Source organism: Streptomyces sp. WAC00040, from assembly GCF_056835925.1.
Window position 1 is genome coordinate 4,058,819 of record NZ_JAKQZE010000001.1, and the last position, 17,096, is coordinate 4,075,914.

At 69.9% G+C, this 17,096-nt stretch carries 18 protein-coding genes and 3 pseudogenes; 5 read left to right on the top strand and 16 right to left on the bottom strand.

From position 1 onward, the window contains the following. The first annotated feature begins 152 nt into the window (after positions 1 to 152). From MDN94_RS18645 to MDN94_RS18660, 4 genes are read left to right on the top strand one after another with little or no spacing between them, the layout of a single operon-like run. Positions 153 to 2,000 carry a KAP family P-loop NTPase fold protein gene (locus MDN94_RS18645; RefSeq protein WP_482726869.1) on the top strand — a complete coding sequence of 616 codons (1,848 nt, stop codon included), beginning with the start codon at positions 153 to 155 and terminating at the stop codon, positions 1,998 to 2,000. Further along, entirely contained in the window at positions 2,000 to 2,776 is a 777-nt protein-coding gene (locus MDN94_RS18650) for a hypothetical protein (protein WP_482726870.1), read from the top strand. Before MDN94_RS18645 ends, MDN94_RS18650 begins: the two co-directional genes overlap by 1 nt. Further along, positions 2,776 to 4,065 (top strand): 7-cyano-7-deazaguanine synthase, encoded by a 1,290-nt coding sequence (locus tag MDN94_RS18655; RefSeq protein WP_482726871.1) that lies wholly within the window; start codon positions 2,776 to 2,778, stop codon positions 4,063 to 4,065. Before MDN94_RS18650 ends, MDN94_RS18655 begins: the two co-directional genes overlap by 1 nt. Beyond that, positions 4,062 to 4,838 carry a TatD family hydrolase gene (locus MDN94_RS18660; protein ID WP_482726872.1) on the top strand — a complete coding sequence of 259 codons (777 nt, stop codon included), beginning with the start codon at positions 4,062 to 4,064 and terminating at the stop codon, positions 4,836 to 4,838. Before MDN94_RS18655 ends, MDN94_RS18660 begins: the two co-directional genes overlap by 4 nt. A gap of 299 nt (positions 4,839 to 5,137) precedes the next feature. On the opposite strand, the gene MDN94_RS18665 is transcribed toward MDN94_RS18660, so the two are convergent. The 3 genes from MDN94_RS18665 to MDN94_RS18675 form a co-directional block, all read right to left on the bottom strand. After that, positions 5,138 to 5,455, bottom strand: coding sequence for an esterase (locus tag MDN94_RS18665; RefSeq protein WP_482726873.1), 318 nt, complete (start codon positions 5,453 to 5,455; stop codon positions 5,138 to 5,140). 100 nt (positions 5,456 to 5,555) lie between these two features. Next, positions 5,556 to 5,768: a hypothetical protein gene (locus MDN94_RS18670; protein WP_482726874.1), complete on the bottom strand. Its 213-nt coding sequence runs from the start codon at positions 5,766 to 5,768 to the stop codon at positions 5,556 to 5,558. Between the two features lie 100 nt (positions 5,769 to 5,868). Then, a complete protein-coding gene (locus MDN94_RS18675; protein WP_482726875.1) occupies positions 5,869 to 6,216 on the bottom strand; it encodes an SPDY domain-containing protein in 348 nt (115 codons plus the stop codon). Between the two features lie 214 nt (positions 6,217 to 6,430). On the opposite strand from MDN94_RS18675, the gene MDN94_RS18680 reads away from it, so the two are divergent. Then, positions 6,431 to 6,694, top strand: coding sequence for a hypothetical protein (locus MDN94_RS18680; protein ID WP_482726876.1), 264 nt, complete (start codon positions 6,431 to 6,433; stop codon positions 6,692 to 6,694). Positions 6,695 to 7,243: 549 nt separating this feature from the next. Here the strand turns inward: MDN94_RS18680 and MDN94_RS18685 are convergent. From MDN94_RS18685 to MDN94_RS18745, 13 genes and pseudogenes are all read right to left on the bottom strand, one after another. Beyond that, a pseudogene (locus MDN94_RS18685) lies at positions 7,244 to 8,193 on the bottom strand (SPDY domain-containing protein). A gap of 115 nt (positions 8,194 to 8,308) precedes the next feature. Continuing rightward, positions 8,309 to 9,148: a winged helix-turn-helix transcriptional regulator gene (locus tag MDN94_RS18690; RefSeq protein ID WP_482726877.1), complete on the bottom strand. Its 840-nt coding sequence runs from the start codon at positions 9,146 to 9,148 to the stop codon at positions 8,309 to 8,311. A gap of 24 nt (positions 9,149 to 9,172) precedes the next feature. Further along, the gene (locus MDN94_RS18695) at positions 9,173 to 9,415 is read right to left on the bottom strand and encodes a hypothetical protein (RefSeq protein ID WP_482726878.1); all 243 of its coding nucleotides are present in this window, start codon (positions 9,413 to 9,415) and stop codon (positions 9,173 to 9,175) included. A 116-nt stretch (positions 9,416 to 9,531) separates the two neighbouring features. Beyond that, entirely contained in the window at positions 9,532 to 9,999 is a 468-nt protein-coding gene (locus MDN94_RS18700) for a hypothetical protein (protein ID WP_482726879.1), read from the bottom strand. Further along, positions 9,996 to 10,661: a hypothetical protein gene (locus MDN94_RS18705; protein ID WP_482726880.1), complete on the bottom strand. Its 666-nt coding sequence runs from the start codon at positions 10,659 to 10,661 to the stop codon at positions 9,996 to 9,998. The genes MDN94_RS18700 and MDN94_RS18705 overlap by 4 nt, the downstream gene beginning before the upstream one ends. Continuing rightward, the gene (locus MDN94_RS18710; protein WP_482726881.1) at positions 10,658 to 11,134 is read right to left on the bottom strand and encodes a type II toxin-antitoxin system RelE family toxin; all 477 of its coding nucleotides are present in this window, start codon (positions 11,132 to 11,134) and stop codon (positions 10,658 to 10,660) included. The genes MDN94_RS18705 and MDN94_RS18710 overlap by 4 nt, the downstream gene beginning before the upstream one ends. Beyond that, positions 11,131 to 11,910, bottom strand: coding sequence for a glycosyl hydrolase (locus MDN94_RS18715; RefSeq protein WP_482726882.1), 780 nt, complete (start codon positions 11,908 to 11,910; stop codon positions 11,131 to 11,133). The genes MDN94_RS18710 and MDN94_RS18715 overlap by 4 nt, the downstream gene beginning before the upstream one ends. Next, a complete protein-coding gene (locus MDN94_RS18720) occupies positions 11,907 to 12,506 on the bottom strand; it encodes a DUF4913 domain-containing protein (RefSeq protein WP_482726883.1) in 600 nt (199 codons plus the stop codon). Before MDN94_RS18720 ends, MDN94_RS18715 begins: the two co-directional genes overlap by 4 nt. Positions 12,507 to 12,599: 93 nt before the next feature. Continuing rightward, positions 12,600 to 13,496 carry a DNA cytosine methyltransferase gene (locus MDN94_RS18725; protein WP_482727110.1) on the bottom strand — a complete coding sequence of 299 codons (897 nt, stop codon included), beginning with the start codon at positions 13,494 to 13,496 and terminating at the stop codon, positions 12,600 to 12,602. A 121-nt stretch (positions 13,497 to 13,617) separates the two neighbouring features. Beyond that, a pseudogene (locus tag MDN94_RS18730) lies at positions 13,618 to 13,884 on the bottom strand (hypothetical protein); the annotation flags it as partial. Continuing rightward, a complete protein-coding gene (locus tag MDN94_RS18735) occupies positions 13,881 to 15,053 on the bottom strand; it encodes a DnaB-like helicase N-terminal domain-containing protein (protein ID WP_482726884.1) in 1,173 nt (390 codons plus the stop codon). The gene MDN94_RS18735 and the pseudogene MDN94_RS18730, both read right to left, overlap by 4 nt. Beyond that, positions 15,050 to 15,280 (bottom strand): hypothetical protein, encoded by a 231-nt coding sequence (locus tag MDN94_RS18740; RefSeq protein ID WP_482726885.1) that lies wholly within the window; start codon positions 15,278 to 15,280, stop codon positions 15,050 to 15,052. Before MDN94_RS18740 ends, MDN94_RS18735 begins: the two co-directional genes overlap by 4 nt. Further along, positions 15,277 to 17,065 (bottom strand): annotated as a pseudogene (locus MDN94_RS18745) (type IV secretory system conjugative DNA transfer family protein). The gene MDN94_RS18740 and the pseudogene MDN94_RS18745 overlap by 4 nt, the downstream one beginning before the upstream one ends. Positions 17,066 to 17,096 lie beyond the last annotated feature (31 nt).

A 17,096-nucleotide genomic window follows, 5' to 3' on the forward strand; every position in this document is an offset into this window, starting at 1 on the left:
CTGCACGCTCGGGAGCGTCCGTATGCGCAGTGCTGGTGCGGGTATCGCCTGAGACGAGATAGTCACAGGCCCTGGGGATGGGCAAGAGCAATATGTCTGCACAGCTGTGGTCGGACGAGCCGACACGCCTGGATCTTCTGTCTTTTGACGCGGTGGCCAAAACCGTGGTCCAGGCAGTCCTCGACGACGCCCTTGACCCGGTGACCGTCGGAGTCTCGGGCGCCTGGGGGAGTGGCAAGACCACCGTGCTCCGCCTCATCGAGGACGAACTCGCCCCCAAGCCGCCCGCAACGGACACGACCATTCTCGTGATCAGCACAGACCCGTGGCGCTACGACCCCGGTGTGGGCGCCAAGGAAACCCTGATCGGCGAGGTGCTCAGCGCCGTCGCCGCCGAGCTCGCCAAGAAGGAACAGCCAGAGGGCCGCATCAGCCGCGCCCGGACGATGCTGACCAAGCTGCGCCAGCGAGTCGACTGGGCCAAGGCCCTGCAAGTGGCGGCCAAGACGTCCCTTACCCTGCAGTTGCCTTCCGTCGACGACCTCACCAGCCTGATCAACACCGAGCCCAGCAACGATGATGCCGACGCAGGCGACCCGCCCTCACGCGGACTCGGCGAGTTCCGCAGTGAGTTCCGCACACTGATGGAGTCCGCCGAACTCAGCCACCTCAGGCGCGTGGTCGTGCTGGTCGACGATCTCGACCGCTGCCTGCCCGACACGGTCGTGGACACGCTGGAGACCATCCGGCTGTTCCTGGCCGTGCCGAAGATGGCCTTCGTCGTCGCCGCTGACGAGCACCGGGTTGCCGACGCCCTGCGAGCCCGCTTCCCCGACCCCGGCAGCGGACAACAGGCAGCACAAGAGAGATACTTCGAGGAACCGGCCAGCCTCTACCTGCACAAGATCGTGCAGACCACGGTGCCGCTGCCCACCCTGAGCCGCTTCGACACCGAGGCATTCCTCGTCCTGCTGCAGCTCTCTCAGCGCCTGACCGTCGAGGAACTCACCCCCTACATTGAGGCCTGCGTACACCTGCGGCTGGAGAAGGGCCTGCTGGACGACTTGGCCGAGGCCGTGAACGGCAATGACATCCTCGCCGAAATGGCCTTTGCCTCACGGATGACACCCATCCTCTACGAGAAGCTCCAAGGCAGCCCCCGCCGTATCAAGCGCTTCCTCAACGACCTGCGGGTGCGCCAGTCCGTCGCAGGCCATCGCGGTATCGAACTCGAGCCGGACATCGTGGCCAAGCTCATGGTGCTGGAGAAACTACTGCCCGACGCCTTCGCCATCGTCCTGGGGTGGCTGGCCCGCGGTGAACTGCGCTCCCGGATGGCCAAACTGGAGACAGCCGCCGGCCGACCCGCCCCCGAACCCCCCACCGCTGAGGACGCCGACCCCACTCCCGACAACGCTGCTTCCCCGGATCAGGAACCGAGGCCGACGCCGGACGAAGGCGGGAGCGAGCCGGTCGCCTTCGACGACGACCTGATCCGATGGGCCAAACTCCCCCCGAGCCTCGGCGACGTGGACCTGGCCCCCTACCTCTACCTGGCAGCCGCGTTCACCGGCGAGCAGCTCCTCGACGCCGGACTGCCCGGTCGGCTGCGCGACATCGCGGCCAACCTGCTGTCCGGCGTGCGCTTCGACCAGCGCCGGGTCACCGACGCCGACATCACCGCGCTCGGCGAGGACGACGCCCTGAGCCTGGTCGAATACCTCGGCCGGGCCGGCCGGGACCGCCCCACCGACCAGACCGCAGCCGTGCGCAGTCTGGTCCGCATTGCCACCGCCTACCCGGCCACCACCGAGCGGGCCACTCGCCTCCTGCAGTCCATCCCTGCCCGAGAACTGGAACCGGCCACCATCCTGGTCCTACCGTCCGGCGTCCCCGTCTTCCGCGGAGTGCTGGAGCACTGGAAGAGCCATGTCCCGGCCGGCCAGGATCAGATCGGGCGCACCCTTGACATCGCCCTGGCCACAGGAAGCCGCCGCTGATGGGCACCAAAGGCTCCTACACCGGAAACGGCACACCGGCCAGCAAAGAACTGCAGCACAACATCACCCAGTGGCTCGATGCTCTGGCCGGCTCCGGTCCCGGCGCGCCCCCACCCCAGCTCAACACCGATCAGCTGATCCCTGCCCTCGGCCTCTTCCGCCCTTCGGGCGGCCACGCCGACGGCCCCGGCGGTGTAGGCGGCGGATCCGGAGGGGCCGGGGAAGGCCGTAGCGGGGGAGGGGCGCAGCGCAGCGTCGCCCGGTCCTCACGCACCGCAGGCCGTGCCGCGGCCGCGGCCTACGCCTACCGCACCGGCAACGCACAGGCTCTGCAGGAACTTGGCCTCGACTACGCACAACTGCAGGCCGCCGCCGACGACCCGATCGACTGGACCCGCCGCATCGTGGACGCGGCCTGCGGGCCGCTTGCCGACGGCACCATCGAAGACCAGGAACGCCGCTTCGTCGCCAGCGAGGTAGCCCAATGGGTCCTGGAAGCCGGCACCGACAGCACACCCCCCAGCCCCGACGAAGTCGTCCGGGAAACCCTGGCCCTGATCATCTTCGAAGCGGTCATCAGCGAGACCGCGGCGAAGATGAACGACGGCTCCCGCCCCGCCTGGGCCACTGCCGACGGCGAACGCCAACTGCGCGAGACTGCACGCGCCCTGGCCGACCGCGCCTCCCTCACGATCACCGGTCCCAGCACCACCGAGATCACTCAGGCCGTCGAAGAGGGCATCACCGCGATGCGGTCCATCTGGATGGAGCCCTGATGCCCGCCTTCACCATGCGCCTGGACGCGGATACCACCCGCCCCGTGCCCGACGACACCACCGTGTTCTGGTGGCCCGCCGGGGCGGGCGGCTCCTTCGTCTCTACTCTCGGACCGTCTCTGGGAGCCCTGGGCCCCGTCCCCGAACCCAACATCGAACTGGTCCGCCTGGCTACCCTGGTCTACGCCGCTGACCGCACCTCTCCCCGCCGCGCCGCCCGCTCCAACTGGACCCAGCGCACCTTCGAACTGGACGTCCCCGTCTACGCCCCGGCCCGCTGGACTGCGGTGCGCGAACGCCTCGAAGCCCTCCTGGCGTTCCTGTCCGGAGACCAATGGTCGATCCGCTTCCACACCGCCGAGACCCCGCAAGAAACCATCCACGACACACCGCACTCCGGGATCCGGCGAGTGGTCCTGCTCAGCGGCGGCGCCGACTCCGCCGTCGGCGCCCTGCACTCCCGCCACGACCTCGGACCCGAGCAGCATCTACTGCTCTCCCACGTCGGCGCCACCACCCTCGCCCCCATCCAGCGAACCGTCGCCGACACCATCGCCCACCTCATCGACGGCCCCCCACAACCCCACCAGGCCCTGCGCTTCTCCCGCAAAAGCCATCAGCCCACCGGCACGAAGCTGCCCAACGAGTACTCCACCCGCACCCGCTCCCTGCTCTTCCTCGCCCTCGGCCTGGCCGCCGCAGCAGTGGAAAAGGTCCCGCTGTGGATCCCGGAGAACGGCTTCGCCTCCCTCAACGTGCCGCTCACTGCCGACCAGCGCGGCGCCGTATCCACCCGCACCACCCACCCACTCTTCCTGCAGACCCTGGCCACCATCGCCCACAACGCCGGAGCCCACGCACACATCCACAACCCCTTCGCCGCCCACACCAAAGGCGAAATGTTCACCCGGGCCGCCGAACTGGTCGGCCCCACCGCTGCCACCCGGCTGCTCAGTAACACCCACTCCTGCGCCCACACCGGACACCGCACCCACCGCATTCCCGTACGCACCCACTGCGGCGTGTGCTTCGGCTGCCTGCTGCGCCGCGCTTCCTTCCGCGCTGCCCAGATCGAAGACACGACCGACTACCTGCACACCCGCCACGACTCGAACCTCAGCGCTTACCTGACCGGCAAGTCGGTCGAACCCTCACTGCGCACCTTCCTCGCCCGCGGCCTGCGCCTAGCCGACATCACCACCCTGAACCTGCCCTCCGACTACCCCACCCGCCAGGCCTACGACCTGTGCAGGCGGGGCGTCGCAGAACTGGAGCTGCTGTACCCATGAGGACGAGCGCACTGCCGCCGCTGGACCTGCACGCACACATCGACACCAGCGTCCCGGCCGACGACCTCGCCGGCTTGGGCGCCGTCATCTTCGCCGCCACCCGCTCCCTGACCGAGGCCACTGAGGCCGTCCAGCGGCACGACGACCGGATCATCTGGGGAGTCGGCGCTCACCCCGGACTCGCCCGCAGCCACACCGCATTCGACCCCGACACCTTCACCCAGCTGATTGCCCGCACCCCCCTAGTCAGCGAGATCGGACTCGACGGCAAGAGCCGAGTCCCGCTCGAACGCCAGCAGACCACTCTCCGCAGTGTCCTCGGCGTCCTGGAGCGCACCCCGCGCATCGCCAGCATCCACAGCTACGGCGCCTGCGAGCAGGTGCTCGACGAACTCGAACGTGCCCCGGCCCCTGGCATGGTCCTCCACTGGTGGCTTGGTGCCCCGGAACAGACCGCCCGTGCCGTCCGTCTGGGCTGTTACTTCTCCGTCAACGTCTCCGCCGCACGCAAGACGGCTCTGCTGCAGACCATCCCGCTCGATCGTGTGCTGACCGAGACCGATCACCCCTTCGGCGACCGCAGCTCCGCTCAGCCACTGCCCGGCAACGTCGCTGCCGTGGAGCAAACCCTGGCACGCCATCATCGGACAACGCCCAGGGATATTCGCCAGACCGTATGGCACAACCTGGCCGCACTCGTGAGAGACACGCGTTGTGCAGCACACTTCAGCCGGCGCGTACGGTCTCATCTTGCATCGCTCCCGCCTCGTTGAGCCCTCAGCGGGTGGGTGCCTCAGCCGGCGGAGAGCACTGCCTTGTAGCGAGGAAGGTCCCTCCGGGATCCAGGCCTGGAGTTCCCTACAGCATGCGGTTTGTCATCCCAGGAGCAGCCCTGCCCCTCAGCCGATAGCGTCGCCGGACATGTACAACAATCTCGATGCCACAGAGGCGTGGGAGCGGCTAAGAGCCAGTGGCAAGCTCATCAGCGTCGATCACAGTCAGCACGCCGTAGGGCATCACTGACGAGCCCCAGCCGCGGTACAGGTCAGCGGCCTGCGCGTTCGGTGGCCTATCAGACTCCGGCGAGACTGTTCGAGAGGTCGAGGGCGTCGGTGGCGAAAGCGAGGGCGGCGCACAGGCCGGTCACCTCGTAGAGGGTTGGACGGATCAGGCGCGGCCAGTCGTCCGGGACGGCGGGCCAGGAACCGAGGAGCACGTCGGCAGAGGCCAGGCCCAGATGCACCGTGACGTCCCAGCCGCTGAGCGATGCGGGTTCCCAGCGCAGTTGGATGCGCCCGAGGGGGAGTCTGGGAGTTTCGGTAGCGAGCCAGGAGATGTCGAGAGGGCCGTGGGGGCGCGTGGAGATGCGCTGGAGAAGCGCGCTGTGCACGCCATGCGGCATGGGGCGCGCCGCGACATCGTGCAGCGCGAGTCGAGGAGCGGGTCGCGACAGTGAAGAGATGGAAGCCTCCGTGGTGGTGAAGAAGCGATCAGGCCCAGGTGAGGGCGTCGCGCGCCCCTACCGGGAGGTAGTCCTCCTGACCGTCATCGGCGATGTACGCCTTGCCGTCGCGGACGACGACCTCGGTCCCCACGAAGTGGGCGAAGGGGAAGTCGGGGTTGACGGCGAGACGGACCGGCAGGTTGGGGTCGAGATCCTGGAGCTGGCGGAGCAGGTGGCCGACGGTCAGGTACTGGGGCAAGGGAGTCTCCGTGAACGATGGACATCGACGGGGCTGGTCGGCCGGACGATGGGGAGTCGTCGAGCCGTCGGTGAATGTATGAGCGGAGCCTGATTGGCAGTCAGCACGAGGAGTTGGTGACCAAGGCGGCGAGGAATCCGGCAACGGCCTCGGAGGGGGTGTGGAGACCGAACTCCTGGACCCATGCGTCACCAACGGCGGGCTGCACCCGGACGTGCCAGACGATGTTGCGCTGCCAGGCCGACGGGTCCTCGGGGAGCCAGCCGACGTAGACACAACCGTCGGGGCTGGTCGCGTGGACGTTGGCCTCGGGGGTGTCAACGATCGCCCACCCGAGTGCGTCCAGGAGATCGAGCACCGGGCCAGCACCGTGGTCGGCGGAGAGCCAGTTGAGAGCATCCGCTGCGGGGCGGATAACGGCCGGAAGGAGGGTGGAAGAGGGGCTCACGGTTGGATGGATCCCTTCGTTGAGCTGCGGTTTTCCCGGCACCTGTACGTTGGCATGCGGCATGCCGAAGTGCGTAGTCGTTTCCCGGCAAGGACGTCTGCCGTGGGCGAACTCGGGGTCGTCGGCAGGTGACGGAGACCGGGGAATGGACAGGCCACCGTGGTTGTCCTAAATGGGTTGCGGTGGGGCCGCAGGCGAGAGAAGAGGGACAGCGATGGCCGAGGCGAGCAGACACTGGGACGGTGCCGGGTTGGAGCGCAAGGTCCGGGCGGCCGGGCGGCCGTGGACCGTGGGCGACATCGCGCTGGTCGCCGACGGCCAGTGGGGAGTCGGCGCACAGCCCGACCGGTGGCCGGACGAGGAGACTGTGGAGCGCCGGGTCGCCGAAGGCCGGCGAGTGGAGCTGACGATGGAGGAGCTGGCCCGCGCGGTGGGCCCCCGGGCCGAAGAGGGCCACCGCGACGAGAATCGGAGCTAAGCGTTCAACGTCGGAGCCCCGTTGTGGGCGCCGACGGCCCGACGACAGCCGCCGGAGAGGGCGGTTCGGGCACGGCCCCCGGGGCGTGCCGCGTCTGCCCGGAGCGGGCGACAGCGGCCTGTGCCAGCCGAACCGCCGGTACCTCAACCTCGGGTGCGGCGGCCTCCCGAGCCTCCACCACACGCCGGATCGCCTGGAGGTACGCACGGCTCTCCGCGTGGGCGACACGGAGGCTGACCGCCGTTTCGGTGATCCGGTCGAGTTCGAGAAGTCAGGCACGTACCCATGCCGGGACAGGGCGTGAAGACGGTTCTGTTGAACGGTTACCGCGCTGTCCGTGATGGCCAGGGCCGCGCGGGTGTGCATGGCGCAGCGCAGGAGCGGGTCCTCGCTGGGGCGGCGGACCCCTAGGACCTCAAGAGCTTCGATGGGCTGGCCCCAGGCGTTCTCGCTCATGGCCGTGGCCTGGTCGAGCATGGTGGTGGTGGGCATGGTGGAACTCCTGTTGGGCGGGGACGGTTGCGGGTGGGGAGCGGCCTGGGGTGGGAGTCAGCGTCCGCGCCGGGGCGTCGGCGAGCTGGCCGGCAGCCGGGCAGAGGTCGCGGGCGCGGGGTGTCCCGTCCGTTTCTGCGCCGCCCCCGTGGAGCGGCTCTGCGCGGCCATCACCCGGAGGTCGGCTGCTGTGCGTGGTGCCCGCGCGGCACGGTGTACGGCCTGGGTGACCGCGGTGCGGCGTACGTCCAGCGGTGTCGGAGCGCGCGAGACCTGAGCCTCGGCGATCGGCGTGGCCGAAGCGACGGGGGTCATCGTGACCAGGTGCTGCATACGCCGGTCGACTTGGTGGCGTTCACGGACCACCGGGGTCGACTTCGCCATCACAGCGGCGGTTGCGGCGATCAAATGCGATGGGGTGCGGGCCGTGAAGGTCGCTGCGGCACGAGTGCCCCAGCCCGGCGGGCCAGCCCACAGCTCAACGGTCGTGCGGTCGGAGCCGTAGCCGCGCCGATCGATAAGGATGCCCGCTTGGTCGTCAGGAGCGATGATCTCGACGGTGCCGAGTTCAGCACCTCCGTCAAGGTTCCAGCCGGCATCGGTCAGCGGCCGGACGGTGTCCCGCCAGGGGACGGTTGGCCCCGTCAAGAAGCGGCCGAGGGTGTCGGAAGCGATGGCTTCGTCGTAGTCCTGGACCAGTGCGGCGGTGAGTCCGGCGACCATCTCGGCCGGGGTGACGTGGTTGAACGTCGCCGTCCACCGAGGCGCCGAGAAGGCGTCCTCGGCTGCGCTGATCTTCCACAGTTCGAAGTCGTCGCCGAACCAGCCGATCCGAATCCGTTGGTCGGGAGAGGTTACGAGGAGCTGGCAGGGGCCTCATCGAGGTACTGATGGGGCCAGTGGGCGACGGGCGCGAAGCCAGCCTTGCCGGTCCCGTTGGAACCAGCCAGATACATGGGGCTGACCAGTACCTCTTGGTACCGGGTCGGGTCATCAGGGGCGTACATGGTCGAGTCTCCGGAAGCGAAGGAGGAGAACGGATCCGCGTGCGCAGCGGCGGGAGCCGCCGGAGCGCACGCGGATGCCGTAGTGGCGGCGAGTGGCCTCTAGTTCTTACCCCCGTCACCGGCCCCGGCCCGGTGCCGACTGAGCGGTCACGGCTGCCGGCACCCGCGGTTCCGGCTGAGGCGCGTGGCTGAACATGACGTTCGACGCGGCGGCGCTCCGCCGTAGGGCCGCCGTGGTCCGGGCGCTGTCGGCCCCCGCCCCCAGCGGAATACCGACGTGGGAGCGCGTTGCTGCCACTGGCGCTGTTCCACTTCGCAGCGCGAAGGGTCGGCTCCAGTACTCGACACTCGCGTAGACGGCCCCCAACGCCTGGCCGGCATCGGTGAGCACGTACGGGTCTCCGTGCCGGGAGCCCGTCCGCGTGACCAGGCCATCGGTCTGAAGCCGGACAAGTCGCTGCCGTGCGAGGCCGTTGTCCAGACCGGCCGCCTCGGCGATGCGAACGAACCGCATCTGGCCGTCAGCCGAGTCGAGGGCCTGAATCACGGCAGTCGAATGCCGAAGATGCAAGCGGCGCAGCGCGTCCTCGACACGCTCGGCTTCGGCCATCGGTTCCTGTGTCAGGTGGGTGTGGGACCAGTCCGAGACCGTGCGGAGGACGGGGGCCAGAGACGTGCCGAGCGCGCTAAGTCGGTACGGCGCGCCCCGCCGGTGGTCATCGCGGATGACCAGTCCGTCAGCGTGCATCGTGGCCAGCCGTTTGCCGACGAACTGCTCACTGACAAAGGGGAGCTGCGCAGCGACGTCGCGGACGCGCACGGGGCCGTTCACCTGGGCCAGGGTCATCGCGGTCCAGGTGGTCCACTTGGGCCCGATCCGGGCGAGAGCCTCCTCGACGCGCTGGGCGTCGATGGAAGCGATGGAGAAGGTGGGAGGCAGGCCGGGGGTAGCCATGGTGGGGTCCTTATCGGGATGAGGTCAGCGTGAGCGGGGGGTCGCGAGGGAGGTCCTGGCGACGGGCGCGGCGGCCGAGTCGGAGAGCGCGCCTGACGTGGTCCGCGTGGTGGTGCGGCCGAGGGCGGCGGACACCCGGGAGGTCGTCGCGCGACCATCACGCAGGGCGGCTTCCCCCTGCGCAGTGAGCGAGAGGAGCTGGCCGGGCCGGTACACGTTCTCGGTGATGTCCTGATGCAGTAGCCCGTCGGCGACCAGCCGCTGCACGGTCTGCGGGAAGACCGCCGGGTCCTGCCACTGGGCCTTCTCCCGCGAGATGTACGGGTCCTCGCCGATCGCATTGCGACGAAAGCGAACACCTCCGGCCGCAACCGCTTCGAGGGCTACCAGCCCGCGCCCCCGGCGACGGCCCAGTCGTCGTCCCGGTGGGGCCTCGTCTTCTGGCCCTGCCCGTGGCTCTTGTTGCTCGCGCGTTGAGCAGGCTCGGGCGAGGAAAGAAGCCGGCGGTAGGCGGACAGGGACTCGACGAGCTGGCTGTATGCCCGGTCCTGCTGCGCCAGGCCGTCTCCGAGGTCCGGGAGAGCTGTCCGCAGCAGCGCGTACGACACCTGGGCTCGGCCGACTTCACCGCGACCAATGCCTTCGAGCAGCCGCTGAGCCCGCTGGACCGCGTCGAGCACGCTCTCGTGTCGCTCGTCCAACGCCGCTGCGGCTTCGATGACGCGTGTAGCGGCCTGGTGCAGCGGCTCCTCCGGACCATGCGCGAGGGCGTGCACGCTGACATCCCCGACACCGAGCACTTCGACGACGAGATAAGGCCCAGGGTGTGTGTCTGCGTCGTACGGGTTCACTCCGTCGCCTCCATCCGGGCGAGCAGGGAGCGGACCAGAGCGGGCAGGCTCCCGGGATCATTACCGAGCCGAGGGCGGTCGCTCACTTCGCGGAGAAGATCAGCGTCATCGAGCAGACCACTGGAGATCTCCATGCAGGCGTCGGTGATCCGGGCCGCGGCGAGCAACGACTGGGAGAGAACCTCGAAGTAGTCGTCCGGCGCGAGGCCGGCGGCCTCGGCTGCGCTGCGGACCGCCTCCAACTCAAGCGCGCTGAAGGCGAAGTCGAACTCGTCGTCCCGCTCCGTACCACTGGACGCGGCGACGATCGGGGCGCAAGGTTCCGTAGGGATGCCCACACGGGTACAGATCTCGTCGACCGAGGAGGTCAGCTCGGCGAACGACTCGGTGAGCCACCCCAGCGCGGAGGCGTAGGAGGCCAGAGCGAACAGGCCCGCCGACCCAGCGGGGCGTGGCTCGGTGGCCACGAAGCCCTCGAACCGGTCGTTCAGCTCGGTGATCACGCGGGGCCCAGCGGCCAGCGGACCCAAGACGGGATGCAGGTAGGAGCGGGCGGCAGCCGTCGGATACTCGGCGGCAGGGATGCCGCCGACGTTCTGAGCGGCCTCTGTGAGGAGATCCGCCAGCTCTGAACGGGTCAGCGCAGTACGGTCGTTGATCATCGCTGGGCGGCCTTTCGAGAAGCAGTGGCTGAGGGCGACGCTGGTGACGGGGCAGTCGCGCTGCCCGTTGTCGGCCGTTCGGTGGTGAGCGTCGAGCGAGACCGGGCGGCCTGCACGCGGGCCTCCGTGGCGGAGTCCGGACCGACCCCTTGCTGGGGCTCGGTCCGCAGGTGGGCCGCGCGGTAGACCGCGTAGTCCTTCCGGCTGCCAGCCGCCACGAGGTAGATCTCGCGCTTGTGGGTCGAGGTAGGTGGCGCTTGGCGGAACTGGATGACCAGCCGGTAAGAGACCTCCGGGTCGACGTACACCTTGTGGAAGCCGGCGAGACGGCCCTTCAACGGCAAGCAGTCGTCGCTTCCGTGGACCAGGTTCTGCAGCTCCAGCAAGGCCAAATCGCGCATTTCGGGCGGGAGTTCCCGCAGGTCGGCGATGGCGTCAGGGTGCGCGGCGAAGGCGAAGCGGGCGCGGCTCACAGCAGCCTCCCCTGGGCCGCGCGCTGGACCGGTACCGCCGCTGACGCGCGGGGCGCGTCGAGCCCGGTCTGCGGTGTCGGAGAGGTTCCGGCGGACCGTGAAAGGGCGATGCGGGCGATGCGGGCCCGGACGACAGCACCGTTGTGGTCGCTGTACTCCGGAGGCTCGGGCAGCGGTTCGCTGCGCTCGTCCAGCCAGGTCTGGGCGACGCCGATGTCGGGGAAGGCGCCCTCGCGCATCGTGTACGTGCCGGCATCGTGGTTCCACTCCTCGTAGAAGAGGCGAACCGGTGCCTGGGGGGCCTGGGAGTCGTTGACGAGTGTCCACGCCTCGCTGGGGTTGTCGTCAGAGGTGTAGGTGTCGAGGACCTCGTAGCGGGTGCCCGACTTCTGGATCTGCTGTTCCACCTGGAGGGTGAGGTCGTCGGCGGGCTCGATGTAGTCGCCACCGCGCAGTGCGATCCGTTCGAGCGGGCAGCCGCGTTCTGCCAGCCAGTTCTGTGCGAAGGACGCCGTGGCGTGGTGACTCGTCTCGAACGTGAACGTGGACTGCCGCAGATCCCGAGCGACCGCGATCGCAACGAGTTGTGGCTCGCCGGGTATCCCCCAGGTGACCGATCGGTCGTGGGCGAGGACGAAGCTGTGCGAACCGTTGGGCGTGGTGTGGTGTTGGGACAGCACCGTCAAGTCGCCAGCCCAGAGAGCCTCCATCGCCTCCTCGGAGTCGTCGTCGACCGGCGAGAGATCGTCGAGGTCGAAGTCGAGAATGTCGTTCACGCCGCCACCCCCGCCTGGTCGGGCGCCGGGGTGGCCAGCACCCGGTGATTGGGGCGAGTTGCGCTGGTCGTGCAGGCCGCGAACGGTCCGTCGGGCGCACGCAGGTGCGCCAGGGTTTGGTCCAGGTGGTCGCGGTGCCAGGTCGAGGGGCCGGACAGGCCAGCCTCCGTGTCGGTGAACTGCTGCCAGGCGAGCCAGAGTGCGTGGAGCCGGGCGACGGCCTCGGGGTGTTCGTGCCAGCGCGCGCACCAGGGACGGCTCGTGCTGATCTCCCGGCCGTACACCGGCAGGAAGAGGTAGTTCACCCAGTCGCTGAGGGCAGCGAGTTCGACGGCATATTCCTTGCCGCCCGCGGCGAGGATGAACACCGAGGCGGGGCCGTCGGGCTTCTTCCCGTCAGCCGCCTCAGCTTCCGGAGCGCCGTCCGGCGGCTGGATGGCGACGGATTCGGGCTCGGAGCCGAGGCGGTCGAGGATGACGCCGTGCTGCCTGACCTCGGCCATGGTCTTGGCGAGGGTGCTGGCGAGGTCATCGAGGTCTGCGTCGGGGACGCGGTACGGCTCGGGGCCGGGGGAGGTCGGGCTGGTGTCGGCCATGGGGGTGTGCTCCATCTGTGAGACGGCGACATGCCCGAGAGGATCCGGAGAATCAGCGATTTGGTCCGGCCGGAAGAACGCGGTAGTGGAGCGCTATCGGTCGGCGCAGCGGGGACAGCGGGGAAAGGGCGGGGCCAGCAACTGCAAGGCACGCGCAGCCTGTTGTGGGACGACGCCGTTGCCGAGCGCGGTGAGCTGCGCTGGACGGCCGAGCCCCGGAGTCGCGGTGACCCAGCCGGCGTCGAGGCCCTGCATCCACTCCACGAAGTCCGCGCGGAGCCGACCGGCCGCGTCCGTGGGAGCCGGGGCAGGACGGGTGAGCCTCTCCCATCGGGTGATGGCGGATCCGTACGCTCCCCATCGCCGGTCCGCGCCCCCGCCTCCGGCGTCTCCTCCGCCCAGAGGGGCAGGACCACCGCCGACAAGGGAGGCCGCCATCCCTTCCCGGGGCGGCGGCCCGGGGTGCCCGTGTCGCTGGCCCTCGGCGTCGGCAACAGAGACGCCGCGGCACTGGGCAGGGTCATGTCGCCATTGCCGTGCCGCTGGTTCGGCGAGCCCTTGATTCCGTCCGACGCCTTCGGTGTCGGCAGCAGCAGCCACTCGACCTCGTCGGCCAGGTTCGGGCCGTGCCCCCCGCTCTTCCGCTTCGATGGATGCTGGCTGCCGCCGTTCTTTCCGATGTTGCTGGTCGGAGTCTTCAGCAGGGTGCCCGGCGGGCCATGCGGCGAGGAAGGTCCGCTCGCGGCGGTGCGGGGCCCCGACGTCGGAGGCGCGAAGCACGAGCCACTTCGCGTCGTACCCGAGGTCGGCCAGGGATCCGAGTACGGCACCGAGTGCCCGCAGAGCAGGCTGACCTGCGGTGTCTCCCAGACACCACGGGCAGGGTTCCACGTCGCCAGGGGAACCGGCGGGGGAGGTGAGGAGGCCGCGCACATTCTCGATCACAACCAGGCAGGGTCGGAGGGCTGAGACCGCACGGGCGACGTGCAGCCAGAGCCCGGAGCGGGTCTGGGCGTTGAGTCCGGCCCGGCGGCCGGCGACCGAGACGTCTTTGACAGGGGAAGCCGGCCGTCAGGACGCACACCCGGGGGACGGTGCACCAGTCGACGGCGGTGATATCGCCCAGGTTCGGGACGCCAGGCCAGTGGCGGGCCAGGATGCGTGAGGCGTTCGGGTCGACCTCGGCGTGCCAGGCCAGCGTGCCGCCGAGCGCGGACTGCACGCCCAGGTCGAGGCCGCCGTACCCCGAGCAGAGAGACCCGATCAACGGGGCGGCGAGGCTCGGGGCCGTGGCGCGTAGGTCCGGCGCGGGTGCGGAGATGGAGTAGATCAAGGCGAGTTCCAGGGGCAGAAGAGGCTGGTGGGGAGGGGATCTCACGAGTGGCCGCGCGAGGGTGGTCGGGCTGCTGACAGCGTGGGGAGACGGCTGGCCGGGGCTGGGGGTGACGCGCCTGGGCGGGGTGTGCTGCGGGCGCGGGCGGCCTTCACTCGGTCGGGCGGCGGCTCGGCCGCCGACGGAGCGGATGCCGTGGTCTTCGGAGCCGGACTGCTGTTCGCGGTGGCCCAGCGGGCACGTACCTCGTCGAGCGGGCCGAGTTCGTGCAGGGCGTGGTTGATCAGCCGGCCGGGCCCCAGAACCTCGTCCTGGGCCAGGGTCCGGATGGCTCGCGCGGAGGCGGCGGCGGTGCGGGTGACGGAGGAGCGCATCACCCGCTGTCCGAACCAGTCAGCGCTTCCGGGGACCATGCCTTCGCAGACGGCGGTCAGCTGCTCGCTCGACACAGTGCCGTCGGCCAGCAGACCGCGTCGCTGGGCCTCCCAGAGCAGGGTGATCCGGTCGATGGGTTCGCCTCGGTGGTGCAGCGCGCCCAGGCACCGGTAGAGCTGCCCGTGGGTCGGGTCGGCGAAGTCTCCCGGCCGCAGCCAGGCCACCACCTCGCCCATGGCCCCCGGCTGTTCGGCGAGAACGGCCAGGAGGAACCGCTCGTCCTCGGCGACCTGGCCGCTCTGCGCCGGAGGCGGGATGTCCGTGGCGGCAGAGGGCCCAGCGGTGGGTGGGACCGGTCGAGGGTCGGTTCCCCAGCGTCGTGCAAGGTCGGTGAGTACGCCGGTCAGGACGTCCGCCGTGCGCAAGGCTCCCTCGACCTCGCCCTGGACGGCGTCGGCCCGAGCCGCCTGGTGGAGACGGATCGCGTGCTGGGCGACGGTGCGGTGAATCGCCCCCTCCAGCACCATGCGTCCGTACACCGGGGCGTGCTCTGTTCGGGGACACGCCTGGATCAGGGTGTGGGCGTACGCCGCGGTCAGCCCGCGCACGTGCTGTCCGGCCTCCTCGACCGCGTCGGTCACCCACGACAGCGGCAACGGACCAGCGGCCGAGAGCGCGGGATGCCCGTCGTTGCGCAGCTTGCGGAGCGCGGCGAACAGCGCCTGGTGGACGGGCCGATAGAAGTGGTCCGCAGCGAGCCACTCCAGGTGCGTGAGCTGCTCGGGGTCGAGGAGTGCGGCACCGAGGACCGCCTGCTCGGCACTCATCAGCGGGTTCACCGCCGGCCTCCGGGATCAACGCAGGCCGCCTTGTCCTGCCGGACGAGGAGGTTGGCGACTGCCTGGTCGGCAGCGGCCATCGACAGCGCGAAGTCGTCCAGGACGGCGGTGAAGGCGGGATCGGAGGCGGGAACCGAGCGGGCCCCGCCGTCAAGCCACCACCGGCCACCGCGCAGGACGACCGGAGCGTGGGCCAACCGCCCCTGCTGTGGTGTGGGCGCGCTCATGCCGACAGTCCAAGATCGTCCTGGCCGATGCTCTTCGCGAGGGCACGCTCGGTGATGGCCTTCGTGGCGCGAGCGGAAGCCGGGCCGACCACCTTGGCGGAGGGCTCCTTGTACCAGGGCTTGAGGTTGAGCATGGCGACCCGGATGCCGGTGGCCAGCAGCAGTACCTTGCCCTTGGGCAGGGCGCGGATGGCGTCCGGCGGAAGGATCCGCTCCGTGCGCATGCTCACCGAGGTGGACTTGCCGCCCTCGCTGGTCGATACCGAGGTGGTCTGGACGTCGTGATCGCCGACCTGACGGCTGAGCCGGTCGGCGAAGTCCGCGTCATCGATGCCAGATCCGATGATCTTGATGGTGGCGGCGGAGTACAGGGCGTCCATACCGGCCTCGCCCCAGCACCGCTGGCCCTGACGGTAGGACTGCAGGATCGTCATCGGGATGACGCCTCGGCTGCCCAGGTGGCTGTAGAGATCAGGGAGATCCGAGATGCGGCACACGTTTGCCGCCTCGTCGAGGACACACAGAGCGGGCGGGTCGAGTCGCCCGCCGGAGCGCTCGGCGACGATCACGGCCGCGCGCATCACGGCGTCGGCCGCCGCCGCGATGATCGCGGACGCGCTGCCGCCGCCGTCCTTGCTCAGCAGGTACAGGGTGTCGCGGGACGTGGCGAAGGCGAACGGCTGGAACTCGGGAAGGTCGTCGTTCGGGGTGACCCAGGCGGCGACGTCCGGGTCGAGCAGGCAGCTCGCATACTGCCTCGCGGTCTCGTAGATCCCGTCACGCGTTTCGGTTGCGCCGGAGACGGTGCCTTGGAGCTGGGCGGCGACCGCATGGTGGCCGGCGTCGGTGAGCAGGTCCACCGGGGTGCGGTCGGCCGGCATCGCGAGCCAGGCCAGGACGTCGGTGATCGGCCGCCGGTGGGACGCTGCGGCGAGGAAGAGGGCGCCGAGGGTGTTGCTCGCGGCAGTGGACCAGAAGTCGGAGCCGCTGGACTCGTCCACGCTCGCCGTCACGAAGTGCCCCGCCAACCTCTTCGCCCCGGCGAGATCGCGGGCGTCAGCGAGGATGTCCCACCACATCTCGCGCGGGTGATGGGCGATCTGCTGCGGATCGAGGGTCCAGATCGTGCCGACCTCGGCACGGGCGTCCACCGTGGTGGTGAAGGCATCGTTCGCGGCTTTGTTGCTGGTGAGCAGGACCGGGCCCGGTGCCGAGAGGATCGCGGGGATCGCCAGCCCGGACGTCTTGCCGGAACGCGGGGCCATGATCGCGACGATCACGTCCTCCCAGGACGCGCGGACCTCCGCACGACCGGGATCGAGGGTGCCGAGCAGGATGCCGCGGTCAGCGGGCAGGACCTCTTTTACTCTCCCGGCCGCCCAGGCTCGGGCGGAGGCTCTTCGCCTTGGCGACGATCTCCTTGTCCAGCAGCGGCGCCAGGTCCGCCTTGCGGGCGAGGCCGGACTTGGACCCGGCACGCCAGCGCATCCACAGCACGGCAGCGGTGACGACCAGGGCAACGGTGAACAAGCCGGGGACGACGCGGGCGCCGACCAGCAGCATGCTGGTGCTCAAGGTCGGCCACAGCACCTCCGGGTGCAGCAGCGCGTCCGTGACGCGGAAGGGGGCCCATGTCCCGCTCCCGACGAAGGTATTGGTGAGATTTCCGGTCAGCCAGGCCAGGGAGCCGAAGGCCATGGCGGCGCCGAGGATGCCGAACAGGAGGTAGAGGAGCGCGTCCGACCCGGTGGTGGTCGAGGGCGCGCTGGTGCGCGGGGAAGGCACGGCGGTTCCTTGGGTGTGCGAGCGGGCAGGG

Excerpts from the sequence above, each read along its gene's own strand:
- MDN94_RS18650 (WP_482726870.1), top strand. The coding sequence starts at position 2,000 with ATGGGCACCAAAGGCTCCTACACCGGAAACGGCACACCGGCCAGCAAA.
- MDN94_RS18655 (WP_482726871.1), top strand. The coding sequence starts at position 2,776 with ATGCCCGCCTTCACCATGCGCCTGGACGCGGATACCACCCGCCCCGTG.
- MDN94_RS18660 (WP_482726872.1), top strand. The coding sequence starts at position 4,062 with ATGAGGACGAGCGCACTGCCGCCGCTGGACCTGCACGCACACATCGAC.
- MDN94_RS18680 (WP_482726876.1), top strand. The coding sequence starts at position 6,431 with ATGGCCGAGGCGAGCAGACACTGGGACGGTGCCGGGTTGGAGCGCAAG.
- MDN94_RS18690 (WP_482726877.1), bottom strand. The coding sequence starts at position 9,148 with ATGGCTACCCCCGGCCTGCCTCCCACCTTCTCCATCGCTTCCATCGAC.
- MDN94_RS18705 (WP_482726880.1), bottom strand. The coding sequence starts at position 10,661 with ATGATCAACGACCGTACTGCGCTGACCCGTTCAGAGCTGGCGGATCTC.
- MDN94_RS18720 (WP_482726883.1), bottom strand. The coding sequence starts at position 12,506 with ATGGCCGACACCAGCCCGACCTCCCCCGGCCCCGAGCCGTACCGCGTC.
- MDN94_RS18740 (WP_482726885.1), bottom strand. The coding sequence starts at position 15,280 with ATGAGCGCGCCCACACCACAGCAGGGGCGGTTGGCCCACGCTCCGGTC.